This is a genomic window from Chryseobacterium culicis (genome assembly GCF_002979755.1).
Classification (GTDB): Bacteria; Bacteroidota; Bacteroidia; order Flavobacteriales; family Weeksellaceae; genus Chryseobacterium; species Chryseobacterium culicis_A.
In genome coordinates, this window is the sequence record NZ_PCPP01000001.1 from 2042529 (window position 1) to 2057140 (window position 14612).

The following is a 14612-nucleotide window of genomic DNA, read 5'->3' on the forward strand; positions in this document are numbered from 1 at the left end:
GGTAATAAAAAAGCTGTTTCATATGTTGAAACAGCTTTTTTTATTATTCTTCTTCAGATTCTACCTCATCATCTTCATCTTCATATTGCTCCAGATAGTAGCTAAAGCTGAAGTCTTCCACTTCCTCTTCGGCATCTTCAAGAGTAGTCAGCAGGTCTTCAAAAATCTCAAGCTGATCTACAGTCATATTGACGAATTCCAGGTGGAGCGGCATTTCCAGATTTCCGGTAATGGTATCAGAAAGCGCATCAAGATTATCACCAAAATGCTCAGGAAGCTGAATTTTCTCCTTCAGCTGAGCATAAAAGTCTTCATAATCACCTATGTCTGTAAAATCTATATATACTGTCTTCATATTGAACTAAATTTCCAATTTTTATTAATTAAAAAAGTTTTGAATTTTTGGCAGAAATCCGTTTCAGAGCTGCCCATATAATACTTTTATTTTTCAAAAATACTACTTATGTCTGTTTAAATACAAATTTCATAGAGTCATTGCGAGGAGCTTTGCGACGAAGCAATCTCAAAAAACATCTAAAATATGCTGGATATCATCCGTAAGATCTTTCCAATCTGGGTTTATACTATCAATTAAATCCAATTTCTTTTGTCTTGAACCAGCCTTTATTTGTTTTTCTCTAAATATAGCATCACCTATTTCCTGAAAAGCTTCCCAATACACCAAAATATACAAATTATATCTTGAGGTAAAGCTTTGTGAGTAGTATGCTTCTTTATGTTGTTGAACACGTTTTGGCAGATTTGAAGTAACTCCTGTGTAAGAGTTGTATGATTTTTATTCGTCATAATGTAGACAAAACCTGCTTTCACTTATTATTATTTTTGAGATTGCTTCGTCACGTTGTTCTTCGCAATGACGTTACTGTTTTTCAAAGCTCTTATAATGGTTTTTGGTAAGATATACGTCTCCATTTTGAGTATAAATGATACGGTCAGCATTTCTTCCTCCGCAATGATAGTTTACATCTGCTTCAAAATATTTCTCTCCGTCCGGCAAACGTCTCTCCCTGTTTCCGAATTTATCTCCACCAATAGCTTTTCCCGGAAGCACATCACAAAGATTTCCCTGGGAAGGATTCCATCCCTGTTTTCTGGCTTCGTTTTTAGTGATATAATAATCCGGAAGTTTATGATTTTGTTTTACGTAGCTGATAACCGTTTTTTCTTCTGTAAGCTGATCAATGGAAACCTGAGCAGATGAATTTCCGTTACTGGAAGCTCCTTCTGAAGAGGTACTGCCATAGCTCACCGTTTCCTTTTTTACTGAATCTGACTGATCTTTTTTATCTTCAATAAAATTTTTATAGATATACATTACAGACATTCCGAAAAGGAGTCCCAGACATATAAAAAACACGGATCTTATTTTACCGTTCATAACAATCGTTGTATTAATGTGACAATTTACCAGTATTGGTACAGTTTATTATGCTCTCCACTCTTCGGGAATATCACAAACCGGAATAGGATCCATTTTATGCTTGGCGGCTTTATGCATTCTGTCAAAAATTAAAAATACTTCCTTATCTCTTCCTTCATAATCATCAGCAGTTTTAGATCCGTATTCTTTCTGGATTTTTTCCAGTTCCGGATAAGAAGCGCCAATTTGCTGTTCATCCGTTCTGTCTACATCCCAAAGTCCGTCAGTAGGAATCGCTTCCTGAATGCTTTTAATTAAATTAAGCCCTTTCGCCAATTCATACACCTCCGTTTTATAAAGATCCGCAATGGGAGAAACGTCTACTCCACCATCTCCATATTTTGTATAAAATCCGATCCCGAAATCTTCCACTTTATTACCTGTTCCGCAAACTAAAAGTCCGTTCAGCTGTCCGTAATAATATAAAGTAAGCATTCTCAGACGGGCTCTTGTGTTGGCAAAAGCCAGTTTTTCGTTAGGATACAGATCATCTTTTACATCAAAAGTTTTGTAAAGCTCCTCAAAAGCAGGGGTCAGATCTACAGACATTGTTTCTACATTCGGAAATCTGGATTTAAGGTCATCCATATGATCCTTTGCGCGGTCTACCTGATCTGCTTTCTGACGGATTGGCATTTCAATCAGCAATGTTTTCAGTCCGGTCATTGCTGCCAGCGTAGAAACTACTCCTGAATCCACACCTCCTGAAACTCCGATTACATATCCGTTTACTCTTGCTTTTTCCGCATAATCTTTTAACCAATTTACAATATGATCTATCACTTTTTGTGTCTGCATCGTTTATATTTTTTTAGTCTATTCCAAATTCCTGAGGGTATTTCACCACTCCTTTTTTATTTTTTAATCCATTTTTTACCAATTCTACAGCCATTCCGTTTTCTTCCGGAATATCGAATGGAAAAGAAACCCCAAAATTACTTGTTTTTTTGTAACCAAAGCGCGGATAATAACTTTCGTGTCCGAGAAGAATCACAGATTCATATCCCAGTTCTTTTGCTATACGATGGCCTTCAAGAATAAGTTTCGCTCCTATTCCCTGATTCTGAAATTCAGGCTTTACGGAAACAGGCGCTAATGCAAGCGATGGAAAAGATTGTCCATCACCTTCAATGGTAATTTTTGTAAACAGAATATGTCCGGCAATTTCTCCGGTTTCATCTTCTGCAACCAATGATAATTCCGGAACAAAGGCTTCAGATTTTCTTAATTTTTCTACCAGAAACTGTTCCTGATGATCACTGTATTCTATTTCTCTAAAAGCCTCTTCTGTAAGTTGAAAGACTTTTTGATGGTCTTTTTCTTCTTCCTTTCGTATTGTTATCATTTTTAAATATATTTCTCTTTTTTCAGTTCGTACCAGAAACATGTTCCGTCCGGTTCCTCAAACTCTCCTGTTTTTTCAAATCCTAATTTTCTTAAAATATGATTGGAAACCTCATGTTCGGAATGGGCATAAGCATAAATAACCTCTGCATTCAGACCGTTAAAGCCATAATCCAGAGAAGCTATTCCTGCTTCCACAGCATATCCTTTCCCCCATGATTCAGGAAGAAAACGATATCCCAGTTCCAACACATTTTTATAGCCATTCGTTTCATGAGTCAGTAATTTTAATCCACTCCATCCTATCAGAAGTCCGCTTTCTTTTTCCACTACTCCCAGCCTTCCCACTCCATTTTCCTCATACTGCTTCTGAATCATATTGATGACATTTTTTGACTCATTAATTTCAGTCAAAACGGGTACACCAATATATTTCATCACCTCAGGATTGGAATCCAAAAGAAAAATGCGTTCAAAATCTGCCTCTTCGAGTTTTCTTAAAATCAGTCGTTTTGTTTCTATTTTCATAATGATTAGTTTTTATTCTTCTGCACCAAAAATGGTAACCTCTGTTTTTGTTCCTTTCTTAATATCTGTTTCTTTTATCTTATTCCCGATTATATTCAGGGTTTGTAAAGCCGGATTCCCGGAAATATCAATTTTTTGAAGTTTATTATGTTCCACATTCAGTTTTCTTAATCCTTTACACTGAGCCAGGTCAATTGTTTTTAATTGATTTAAAGATAATGTTAATTGATCAATTTTGGGAATTCCTGTCAACGAAATACTTTCCAATCTATTATGATCCAAATACAAAGAACTTAAGTTTTTCAGATTTTCTGTTTTGAATGAAGAAATTTTACATCCTGTACATGAAAACAATTCAAGCTGATTGAGGTTGCTTATTACCATATCAGGAATTACATTATCATCCAGGACAATCATTTTTACATTTTTAAAAAAGTGCAGATCATCCGTAGAGGTAATTCCTTTATGAACAAGGAACAGATTGGTAACCCTATCTGCTTCCGGAGATTCCAGCATTCCATTTTTATTCAGATCAAAATTTTCAAGTACTGCTTTTTCAAAGTTTTCATCTTTAAATTCAAGCTTTTGCCCATAGAAAAAAGAAAGTCCATAAATAAGGTAAATGGCAGTAAATATTTTAATTTTCATCATGAATTGTGTATTTAATCCTTATTTTTGTAAACTTAAATTCCATGTAAAAATAATGAAGATTTTTAGATATATTGCACTTTCTTCTCTTTTAGCTGCCGGACTTATTTCCTGCAAAAAAGAACCTGAAAATCAATGGAAGGTAGAAGTGAAACAAACTGCCGAAAAAGTTGACATCACGGATATTTCCAAAGAGTTTTACAATCCGGCTCTTCCGCTGGATCAGTTTAAAGCTCAATTCCCCTGGTTTCAGGGCAGTGTTTCTGATGCCGATTTTGGAAAAAGAAGAGCAGATGCTGAAGAAATAAAAATCTATAAGGAAGCGATTGGGAAAATAGATCAGGCAAAGCTTCAAAAGGAACTTCAGAGTTTATTTTCACATATCAAATATTACTTTCCACAGTTTAAAAATCCAAAAGTATATCTGTTTTCATCAGCTTTACAGATGGTTCAGGATCCGATATTTTATGACCAGAAAGGCAATCTGTTATTTATAGATGTCACCGGTTTTATGGGAGATGGAAATCCTAATTATAAAGGTTTGGAACTGTATTTCCAAAAATCGATGAACCCACAAAATATTGTTCCAAAAGTGTCGCAGCTTTTTGCTGAAAACATTGTTACGGAATCTCCTGATCATCAGAAATTTATTGATCAGATTATTCTGAACGGAAAAGTAATGATTCTACAGGATGCTTTTCTCCCTGATGTTCCTGATTATCTGAAAATGAATTATACCCAGAAGCAGTATGAATGGGCAACAAGCAATGAAGCCAACATCTGGAATTATTTTGTAGAAAGCAATCTGATTTTCGGAGATGATCCAAGATTGGGAGAACGTTTTATTTCTCCTGGTCCATTCTCGAAATTTTACACAGAGATTGACAATGAATCTTCACCGCAAATCGGAATTTTTACGGGATGGCAGATCTGCAAGGCATATCTTAAAGAAAAACCTGAAACAAAGTTGACCCAGTTCCTGAAAATGGATGCTACCACAATTTTTAATCAATCCGGTTATAAACCGAAACTTAAATAATAGAAAATTTAGAATTTAGAAAAAATAGAAAAATGAGAAAGACTCAGATTACGATAGATGTAGAGCTTGATGAAAATCACGTACCGGAAAACATTACATGGAACGCTCAGGATGGTGGTATTGATAAACAAGATACCAAAGCAACCATGATTTCTGTATGGGATGATAAAACAAGAGAAGCCTTAAGAATTGATCTTTGGACAAAAGAAATGCCTGTAGATCAGATGAAGATGTTTATCCACCAGATTTTAATATCTTTAGGAAGTACGTATCAGAGAGCGACAGGTGAAGAGGATGTAGCGCAGTGGATGGAGGAAATTGCAGAAGAATTTGCAGTGAAATCTGCTATTAAGTAAAAAATACAATTGCAACAAGCTGGAGGCAGTAAGCGGTAAGCTTTTTGTACTCAGCTAGAGCAACTTTTAATAAAAACAATGAACATTAAAGTCATATGCTTAATGTTCAAGCCTAAAGCAAAAAATTATGAATTTTAATACAAAAGTAATTCACGGAGGGCAGCACCACGAGTCTGCAACAGGTTCTGTAAATGTACCTGTATTTTTAACCTCTACATTTGCACAGAAAAGCCCGGGAGTACATTCCGGATATGAATATTCAAGAGCTGCCAACCCTACAAGACAGGCATTGGAAGATTCTTTGGCAAGTATTGAAAACGGAGCGAGAGGTTTAGCTTTCGGTTCCGGTCTTGCAGCCATCGACTGTGTTTTGAAATTATTAAATCCTGGTGATGAAGTAATTGCCGTAGATGATCTTTATGGTGGGACTTACAGAATGTTCACAAGACTTTTCGAAAAATATCAGCTGAAATTTACGTTCGTGAATTTTGATGATGTTTCTAAAATTGCTGATGTTATCACGGATAAAACAAAACTGATCTGGGTAGAAACCCCTACTAATCCATTGATGAAATTAGTGGATATCAAAGCAGTCGTAGAAATTGCAAAGGGAAAAGATATTTTAGTGGCTGTAGACAATACTTTTGCAACCCCTTATATCCAGAGACCTATTGATCTGGGAGCAGACATTGTAATGCACTCTGCCACCAAATATTTAGGAGGACACTCTGATGTGATTGCGGGAGCTCTTATCGCTAAAGATGCTGAACTGGGAGACAAGCTTCACTTTATCCAGTTTGCAAGTGGTGGTATTTTAGGACCTCACGATTCTTATCTTGTATTGAGAGGAATCAAAACACTGGCGTTAAGAATGCAGAGACATTCTGATAATGGACTTGCTGTAGCCCAATATCTTGAGACCCATCCTGCTGTAGATAAAGTAATTTATCCTGGATTGGAATCTCACCCACAGTATGAATTGGCAAAATCTCAGATGAAGGAATCCGGAGGAATGGTTTCATTCACTTTCAAATCCGGAAAAAAAGAAGATGCAATCAAATTCTTAGAGAAAGTAAGAGTATTCACCCTTGCAGAATCTTTAGGAGGAGTAGAATCTCTGGCTAACCACCCTGCTCTGATGACCCATGCTTCAATTCCGGCAGAAAAACGTGCTGAATTAGGAATCACTGATGACCTGGTTCGTTTAAGCGTAGGGATTGAAGATGCTGAAGATCTTATTGCAGATCTTGAGAAAGCTTTTTCTTAACATACTATAAACTAAAATGAGAAGGGTTATCAAATCCTTCTCATTTCATATCACCCACCAAATAACTATGAAAAGTACAAGAAAAGCTGTTATTTCCGACTTACCCCAACTTTCGGAATTATTTGATCAGTACAGAATATTTTATCATAAAGCATCAGATATTCCTGCAGCAGCAAATTTTCTAAAGGATAGACTTGAAAATAAAGATTCCGAAATTTTTGTAGCAGAAGAAAACGGTAACCTGACAGGTTTCGTACAGTTATATCCCCTATTTTCATCCACAAGAATGCAGCGCTACTGGCTGCTGAACGACCTCTACGTAAATGAAAACCATAGAGGAAAAGGATATTCCAAAGAACTGATTGAAACATCAAAAGAACTCTGCCGTTCATCTAAAGCATGCGGTATTCTTTTAGAAACTGGAAAAAGTAATGATATAGGGAATCAGCTTTATCCATCCTGCGGCTTCGAGCTGTATGACTCCGTGAATTTCTACGAATGGAGCAATTCATGAGTAATGAGCAATAGGTAATGAGTAATTTTTTTTAATGTATATCATTCAAAAATACCTCTGTCCTTTATTTCAATAACTCGAATCACCAATCTCGGAACTCGTACCCCGAACCTCAAAATCAATTGATAAAAACAAAAACAATATGACCGATTTTCAAAAATACATTCAAAGATATTTAGATCAGATTCCAGCAGGAGACTGGTTGAATGAGCTGCAGATATCCGCAGATAAAACAATAGGAATTTATTCAAATCTTACTGAAGATCAATTTAATTTCGCTTATGCAGAAGGGAAATGGACTTTAAAGGAGCTTCTACTCCATCTATCAGATACGGAAAGAGTGTTCCAATACAGAATATTAGCTTTTGCCAGAGGAGATAAAAACAATCTTCCAGGCTTCGACGAAGATGAATATGCGAACCGATCTTTTGCAAGTGAAAGAACCATCGAATCCCTTCTGGAAGAATATAAGCTGGTAAGAAAATCTTCTCAGATTCTATTAGAAACCCTTCATCCTTCCGCTTTACAAAATACAGGTACAGCCAATGGTCATGAAATTTCTGTAGAAACCATCGGAAAACTGATCGTGGGACATAATTACCACCACCTGAATATTATCGAGGAAAGGTATTTATCGAAGTTGGGATGGATGTAATAATTCAAAAATAAGTTTGAATTATTATAGGTTTTAGCTAAAGCCAAAGGATTTATTTCTTTTTATTTAAATGGGCTAAAGCCCATTTCTATTGAATAGAATACCATCTCTAATAATTCATGAAATCATATCTTAATGACATCATACATAAAATATAATGTATTTATCATTAAAACATCAATAGGAACGGGCTTTAGCCCGTTTTCATATTATATAATATTCCTTTGGCTTTAGCCGAAACTTAAAAAAATATTACTTTTGATAAAACAACACAAATGGCTTTTATCAAAATCTACATTCATCTTGTCTTCTCTACAAAAAACAGAGATCCCTTTCTCAATACATTCGACATACGTCTCAAAGTCTGGAAACATATTAAAGAATATGCTACAGAAAAAGGTATATTTTTAGATATAATCAATGGACATTCGGATCATTGTCATTGCCTTATTTCTCTGGGATCTGATCAGAATATAGAAAAAATTGTCCAGCTTTTAAAAGGTGAATCTTCTCATTGGATCAATAAAAATAATCTTACTGTAGGAAAGTTCTCATGGCAGGATGAATATTTTGCGGTATCAGTTTCTGAGTCTATGATAGATAGCGTAAGAAATTATATTAAAAATCAGGAAAAGCATCATCAGAAAAAGAGTTTCATTGATGAGTACAGGGAATTTATTGAAAAATATAATTTTTAAATGTGATTAGGTTTTGGCTAAAGCCGAAGGATTTGTTTCTTTTATTTAAATAGGCTAAAGCCCATTTCTATTGAATAGGATAGTGAATCTCTAATAATTTATTGCACTATTCTAACTACATTATAAAAACATCAATAGGAACGGGCTTTAGCCCGTTTTAATATTATATACCATTCCATTGGCTTTAGCCAAAACCTATAAACATTCCCACATTTACATTCCATTTTTTTGCCTAAAATCCACAGATTCTCTACCTTTATCCTTTCTTTGAACTCATATACTATTATGGAACATATTATCGAAATATTAAAATCCGGCGGAACAATCCTTTATCCTACAGATACGATTTGGGGAATTGGTTGTGACGCTACCAATATAGAAGCTGTCAATAAGATTTTTGACATTAAAAAGCGTGAAAAAAACAAATCCATGATCATCCTTGTTGAGTCTGAGAAAAGACTTCAGGATCTGGTGGATGTTCCTGAAATGGCCTGGGAAATTATTGATCTTAGTGAAAAACCGGTAACTATTGTTTATGAAAATCCAAGAGGTCTTCCGAAAGAACTTCTTGCAGAGGATGGAAGCATTGGAATCAGATTGGTAAAAAATGATTTCTGCAAAAAACTGATCACAAAACTGAACAGACCTTTGGTATCTACTTCCGCCAACTTCAGTGGTGAGAAAAGTCCGTTGAAATTCTCTGATATTTCTGAAGAGATGATCAGCCTTGTGGATTATGCGGTGGAAGAAGACAGAGAAAAAGTTTCAAAATACTCAGGTTCTTCCGTTATCAAAATATGGAATGACAACAGGATAAAAGTTCTTCGGGAATAAAAATCCTGAACCTTTATATTTAATTTTTTTAGAGTCTTGTCAGTTCATATCGGCAGGATTTCTTTTTTTTAATTCTATCTTTGCAAACTCAACTCATAAATTATTTGCTATGAATCATCAGGAATTTGCCCAAATGTGGGTTAATACTTGGAACTCTCATGATTTAGAGGATATTCTCTCCCATTATTCGGATAATATTGAGATTACAACTCCCATGATTGCAATGGCTACCGACGGTAAGGAAAGTTCTTTAAAAGGAAAAGAAGCCGTCCGTGAATACTGGAAAAAGGCATTGGAAAAATTTCCTGATCTCCGTTTTGATCTGATACATTCCAGTGCGGGAGTAGATTCAGTAGCATTATTTTATAAGTCGATTATGGATAAACATGCTGTTGAAGTCATGTTTTTTAATAAAGACGGAAAAATTAGTAAAATGTATGCTCATTATGATTAATGGGTAACATACGTAGAAATTGTCACTATTATTAACGATGAAAATTAATCTTAATCAAAATAAGAATTTAAAACTATTTAAAATCATTTCTGAAGCAGCAGAAAGGAATAACCAGTCCGTATACATTGTTGGCGGTTATGTGCGTGACCTTCTGATGAATAGAAAAGCTTCTACAGATATCGACTTTGTAACAGAACAAAGTGGTATTGAGCTTGCCCAAAATGTAGCTCAGGATATAGATCCTAAATTAAAAGTTTCCGTATTCAAAACATATGGAACAGCGATGATCAAGTATAAAGAACTTGAGCTTGAATTCGTAGGAGCCAGAAAAGAAAGCTATACAGAAAACAGCCGTAAACCTGAGGTGGAAGGTGGAAGTCTGGAAGATGACCAGAAAAGAAGAGATTTTACCATCAATGCGATGGCTATTTCTTTAAATAAAGAGAACTTTGGAGAACTGATCGATCCGTTTAACGGGGTGGAAGATCTTGAAAAAGAAATTTTAAGAACTCCTTTAGAGCCTGCTCAAACTTATTCTGATGATCCATTGAGAATGATGAGAGCAGTACGTTTTGCTTCAACTTTAAATTTTAAAATCGAAGAGAACTCTCTGAAAGCAATCCAACAGGAAGCGGAAAGAATCAAGATTGTTTCTATGGAAAGGATCATGGTAGAGTTCAACAAAATCATGCTTTCTGAAAAACCGTCTATCGGACTGAGACTGATGGAACAAACAGGTCTTATGAAACTGATTATTCCTGAACTGATTGAACTAAAAGGTGTGGAAGAAGTGGAAGGACAAACTCACAAGGATAACTTTTATCACACGCTGGAAGTGGTGGATAATATTTCTGTAAATACGGACAATCTGTGGCTTCGTTGGTCTGCTCTGCTCCATGATATTGGAAAAGCTCCAACAAAAAAGTTTGTAGAAGGAACTGGATGGACCTTTCACGGACATGAATTTTTGGGCTCAAAAATGGCAAAAACACTTTTCCAGAGATTGAAATTACCATTGGGAAGCGATATGAAATATGTTCAGAAAATGGTGAAACTTTCATCAAGACCTATCGCACTGATTACTGATGATGCTTCAGATTCTGCATTGAGAAGACTTTTATTTGATGCAGGTGAAAATCTTGAAGATCTTTTTACCCTTTGCAAAGCAGATATTACCACGAAAAATTCCAAAAAACAGGAAAAATTCAAAAGAAACTTTGAATATGTAGCGGTAAAAATCAAAGAAGTGGAAGAAAAGGATCAGGTAAGAAATTTCCAGCCACCTATTACTGGTGAAGAGATTATGGAAATGTTTAACCTTAACCCAGGCCGTGAAATTGGTATCTTAAAAGAGAAAGTCAAAGAAGCCATCCTGGAGGGTGAAATTCCTAATGAAAAAGAAGAAGCCACAAAGTTTGTTATTGCTGAGGCTGAGAAACTGGGATTAACATTATAAAGTAAATTTATAAAAAGCATAAAAAATCCGGCGGAATGGAACATTCCGCCGGATTTTTTATGCGCACTGACGAAAACAAAGCCGGCCGGTTTCTTCGAAACCGGCCGGAAAAAAACACAAATGATGAAAAAATAAAAAATTATATTTTTATATACTGTAAGGTATTATGGATTCAGGTAAGTTCCATTAGCACCCAGACCTCCTGTTTTAAGAGATCCCAGTTTGCTACCCGTAGTTGCTGAATACACTACCATTTCACTGTCCTGAGTAAACTGTTTAACATCTGATGCAAAAATTCTTCCATCAATTACATTAAATCCATAAAGCGTAAAATAAGGACCTCCATCTGCAGCTGTTAACAATGGAGTTGTAGGAATTACAGGAGTCGCTAAACTTGTTGTATACACTTTATTCGAAGAGCTGAAGTATAATTTATCATTATCAATCTGAAGGTTGGTTGCACTAGGAATTCCTGTCAGTGTAATTACCGGTGTAAGAGTTCCTGTACTTGAAATCTTATAGATGTAAGAATCTGTAGCTGTTGAAGAAATTGTGTAAACATTAGATTTGTAAGACACCGTATTTCCAATCTGACCATTCGGAACAGTAATTTCAGTTTTATTGTCATTGGAAGTATTGATATAAGTAATCTTATTTCCAAATCCTGATGAAGCATTTTGTACAAAAACATTTCCTCCCGCTTCTACTGTTTTATCAGAAACTTCAGTCATACTGATTTTACTTACAAATGAATAATCAGAAGCTTTATATTTCGTTACACTTTTCGTATTGGCTGTGAAATTGGTATTGGAAACGTAGATAAAGTCATTCGCAAAAGTAATTCCTCTTGGATTATCAAGCTGATCAGTAATTACTGCTAACTTCTTGAACGTATAACGGTCTACAACAACAATTTTGTTTGAGTTATTGATCACAAGATAAGCCTTGTTTCCGCTAAGACCAATCGTCTGAAGAACATCACCAAGGATTTCTTTATTGTTATAACCGTACACATCATCCTGCTTCAGGCTTAAATCTCTTGTTAGGAATGTTACTTTAGCTCCCTGGCTGTTAAAGTTCCCTTCATTAGAGATAAAATATCCGTTCTGGTAAGTGATCGGAGAGATTTCAATTTCGTCAGAACTATTTGTACATGAAGAGATATTAAACAATAATACCACTGCAAAGAGTACAGTTAAAAGTTTAGTTATTTTCATAATTTATTCAATTTTATTTGTTAAAAATTTATTGCTGCATACACACTATAGTTTCTTTTCGGTAAAGGATAGAAAGCAACTGTTTTATAATATGTATTGGTTAGATTATTCACTTTAAACCCTAAAGTATATTTTTTGGCTAAGGTTGCAGAAACACCCATATTTAAAAGAAAATAAGGATCTATGGCATCTGATCTTTTTTCATCACTTGTCGTGTAGGTAATACCATTCAGCAGTCCCTGTGCGAAAAATTTAAAGAAACCATATTCATAATCTATATTCGCTGTCCCTCTGTGCATGGGAACATAAGGTCTCTGCATCTTCGTTTCTTTATCAATAGATTTTGCATAATAATATCCTGCATTCGCTCTGAATTTATGATTCCCAAACTGTTTACTGAAAGACAACTGGGATTCCAGTCCATAAGATTCAAATTTATTGATATTGGATGCCTGCCAGTAGCCCAGAGCAGTCGGAAGCCATACAATAAGATCCGTCACATTCATATAATAAGGAGACAAAGTAAGTTTGAAATCTCCCATTTTGAACTCATTTGTCATATCAAACTGAGTAGAAGTTTCGGGTCTCAAATCTTTATTTCCTCCCGGTTCATAATAAATATCATTAAATGACGGATATCTGAAATTCTTTGATACGTTAAGACTCACATCATACCATTGTAAGGCACTCCATTTTCCGGAGAATGAATACATAAATGGAGACTTCACATCTTCCACAAAATCTTTCTTAAATCCACCTTCAAAACGCAGGTCTTTCGTGGCAAAATACCTCAACAATCCTGAAATTGATCCGATATTTCTGCTTACATCAGATATTCCACTCGCGTACCCTTCTCCTTTATTGATCTGAAATTCTCCGATAAGATTAAAATTCCATTTTGAATTCAGGAAATAATTGAAATCATTTTTGAAGATATAGTTTTTCCCGGTTCCACCACTGGATTTAGGCTGATTTAGCGAACCGAAATACTGAAAGTTTTCTTCCGTATAGGCCGCTTTAAAGGAGTTGCTGAACTTTGTTTTGTTCCAGTCCCACGAAAGAAGACTTCTTACACTTTGAGTCTTATATTTTGTCTTTGTTCCTGTTTCTTCATACACAGGATAATGCTGTGAAGAATCAAAAAACTGGCTCTGCCATGAAATTTTATGATCGTTCGTTATCTTGTAGGAAGCACCTGCATTGAACGTAGTATTGTAATAATTTCCGTTTCGGTTAATATAGTTCAGATCGTTTACCTTATAATCATTTTCACTTACAGAATAATTTCCGGAAGCTTTAAAACTGAACCTATCATTACTGTAAGAACCTTTTACAAAATTGTTATAGGTATTAAAAGAAGCAACTTCTGAAAATAAAGAACCATGGAAACCTTTATTAAAATCAAGGGTATTATTCAGGTGAATACTTCCTCCGATAGCACCACTTCCATACACCACACTTCCACCACCTGCTTTTATACCGATCTGATCATAGCCGAACAAAGCAATATTATTGATATCTCCCTGTCCCAGAAAACTGGAGTTGATATTAATCCCATTCCAGACAAACGCTGTCTGCTGAGCGGTAGTTCCTCTGAATGAAGGCGAAGAAACAGCACCACGACCATTTTCTTTAATAAAAACCTGTGACTGAAATCTCAGAAGCTCCGAAAGATTACTCGAATTTTTCTCGGCATCTTCCTCCGAAATTATTTTTACAGGATGAAAAAGTTTAACCCTGTTCATCTGGTTGTCGAAAACATAAATAGTATCGATGGTTTTCTCTTGTCCAAAAAGAAAACAACCATACGATGAAAAAAGCAGTACTAAAGATCTTTTTATATCCATACTTTTTTACTTTTCCTCCGAAAGCAATATGTTTTTTTAATTATAATTCCGGCAGGTCTCCTGACTTTCGCATTCTGCTCCTTCCCGTTTTTATACAGTGGTTTTTTGCAGAAACTTGTGTTGCGATTTACAGTTGCGGGGACAGTCCGGGAGTTACACCCGATTCCCTTTTCATTCCAAAATACTGGAAACCAAAATTTTTGCAAAGATAGTTTTTTTATATGTATTCGCCTAAAACCATACGTATGCTTAAAAAGCCTGTCTTCCTATGAGCTGAAACAAAAAAAGAACAGCTGCTTTCAATATTGAAAACA

General features: G+C 35.3%; 18 protein-coding genes and 1 riboswitch. Of the genes, 9 read left to right on the forward strand and 9 right to left on the reverse strand.

Annotated elements, in window-relative coordinates; all coding sequences use genetic code 11:
- Positions 1-43: 43 nt before the first annotated feature.
- The 7 genes from CQ022_RS09230 to CQ022_RS09260 form a co-directional block, all read right to left on the reverse strand.
- The gene (locus CQ022_RS09230) at positions 44-355 is read right to left on the reverse strand and encodes a barstar family protein (protein ID WP_105681127.1); all 312 of its coding nucleotides are present in this window, start codon (positions 353-355) and stop codon (positions 44-46) included.
- A 168-nt stretch (positions 356-523) separates the two neighbouring features.
- Positions 524-760, reverse strand: coding sequence for a GIY-YIG nuclease family protein (locus tag CQ022_RS09235; protein ID WP_317046938.1), 237 nt, complete (start codon positions 758-760; stop codon positions 524-526).
- Positions 761-880: 120 nt separating this feature from the next.
- On the reverse strand, positions 881-1399 hold the full coding sequence (locus CQ022_RS09240; RefSeq protein WP_105681128.1) for a ribonuclease domain-containing protein: 519 nt from the start codon (positions 1397-1399) through the stop codon (positions 881-883).
- Between the two features lie 48 nt (positions 1400-1447).
- Positions 1448-2239: an NAD(+) synthase gene (gene nadE / locus CQ022_RS09245; protein WP_105681129.1), complete on the reverse strand. Its 792-nt coding sequence runs from the start codon at positions 2237-2239 to the stop codon at positions 1448-1450.
- A gap of 13 nt (positions 2240-2252) precedes the next feature.
- Positions 2253-2786 (reverse strand): GNAT family N-acetyltransferase, encoded by a 534-nt coding sequence (locus CQ022_RS09250; protein ID WP_105681799.1) that lies wholly within the window; start codon positions 2784-2786, stop codon positions 2253-2255.
- Between the two features lie 2 nt (positions 2787-2788).
- Positions 2789-3313 (reverse strand): GNAT family N-acetyltransferase, encoded by a 525-nt coding sequence (locus CQ022_RS09255; RefSeq protein WP_105681130.1) that lies wholly within the window; start codon positions 3311-3313, stop codon positions 2789-2791.
- Between the two features lie 12 nt (positions 3314-3325).
- Positions 3326-3964 (reverse strand): leucine-rich repeat domain-containing protein, encoded by a 639-nt coding sequence (locus CQ022_RS09260; protein ID WP_105681131.1) that lies wholly within the window; start codon positions 3962-3964, stop codon positions 3326-3328.
- Positions 3965-4016: 52 nt separating this feature from the next.
- On the opposite strand from CQ022_RS09260, the gene CQ022_RS09265 reads away from it, so the two are divergent.
- The 9 genes from CQ022_RS09265 to CQ022_RS09305 all read left to right on the forward strand — a co-directional run bounded on the left by CQ022_RS09265 (position 4017) and on the right by CQ022_RS09305 (position 11234).
- Positions 4017-5000: a gliding motility protein GldB gene (locus tag CQ022_RS09265; RefSeq protein WP_185126795.1), complete on the forward strand. Its 984-nt coding sequence runs from the start codon at positions 4017-4019 to the stop codon at positions 4998-5000.
- A gap of 32 nt (positions 5001-5032) precedes the next feature.
- Positions 5033-5356 (forward strand): gliding motility protein GldC, encoded by a 324-nt coding sequence (gldC, locus tag CQ022_RS09270; protein WP_034695059.1) that lies wholly within the window; start codon positions 5033-5035, stop codon positions 5354-5356.
- Positions 5357-5483: 127 nt separating this feature from the next.
- Positions 5484-6623: a cystathionine gamma-synthase gene (locus CQ022_RS09275; RefSeq protein WP_105681133.1), complete on the forward strand. Its 1140-nt coding sequence runs from the start codon at positions 5484-5486 to the stop codon at positions 6621-6623.
- Between the two features lie 67 nt (positions 6624-6690).
- Positions 6691-7137, forward strand: a complete 447-nt coding sequence (locus CQ022_RS09280; protein WP_105681134.1) for a GNAT family N-acetyltransferase — start codon at positions 6691-6693, stop codon at positions 7135-7137.
- Between the two features lie 142 nt (positions 7138-7279).
- Positions 7280-7792: a DinB family protein gene (locus CQ022_RS09285; protein ID WP_105681135.1), complete on the forward strand. Its 513-nt coding sequence runs from the start codon at positions 7280-7282 to the stop codon at positions 7790-7792.
- A gap of 275 nt (positions 7793-8067) precedes the next feature.
- Positions 8068-8490 (forward strand): IS200/IS605 family transposase, encoded by a 423-nt coding sequence (gene tnpA / locus CQ022_RS09290; RefSeq protein WP_105681136.1) that lies wholly within the window; start codon positions 8068-8070, stop codon positions 8488-8490.
- A gap of 285 nt (positions 8491-8775) precedes the next feature.
- Entirely contained in the window at positions 8776-9324 is a 549-nt protein-coding gene (locus CQ022_RS09295) for an L-threonylcarbamoyladenylate synthase (protein WP_047378653.1), read from the forward strand.
- A gap of 109 nt (positions 9325-9433) precedes the next feature.
- Complete coding sequence (locus CQ022_RS09300; protein ID WP_105681137.1) at positions 9434-9778, forward strand: nuclear transport factor 2 family protein; 345 nt, start codon at positions 9434-9436, stop codon at positions 9776-9778.
- A gap of 37 nt (positions 9779-9815) precedes the next feature.
- Positions 9816-11234 carry a CCA tRNA nucleotidyltransferase gene (locus tag CQ022_RS09305; protein ID WP_105681138.1) on the forward strand — a complete coding sequence of 473 codons (1419 nt, stop codon included), beginning with the start codon at positions 9816-9818 and terminating at the stop codon, positions 11232-11234.
- Between the two features lie 164 nt (positions 11235-11398).
- Here the strand turns inward: CQ022_RS09305 and CQ022_RS09310 are convergent, their stop codons facing one another.
- Both CQ022_RS09310 and CQ022_RS09315 read right to left on the reverse strand, forming a co-directional pair.
- Positions 11399-12451 carry a DUF5074 domain-containing protein gene (locus tag CQ022_RS09310; protein ID WP_105681139.1) on the reverse strand — a complete coding sequence of 351 codons (1053 nt, stop codon included), beginning with the start codon at positions 12449-12451 and terminating at the stop codon, positions 11399-11401.
- 20 nt (positions 12452-12471) lie between these two features.
- Positions 12472-14298, reverse strand: a complete 1827-nt coding sequence (locus tag CQ022_RS09315; RefSeq protein ID WP_105681140.1) for a TonB-dependent receptor plug domain-containing protein — start codon at positions 14296-14298, stop codon at positions 12472-12474.
- Between the two features lie 32 nt (positions 14299-14330).
- Positions 14331-14509, reverse strand: a riboswitch (cobalamin riboswitch).
- Between the last annotated feature and the right edge of the window lie 103 nt (positions 14510-14612).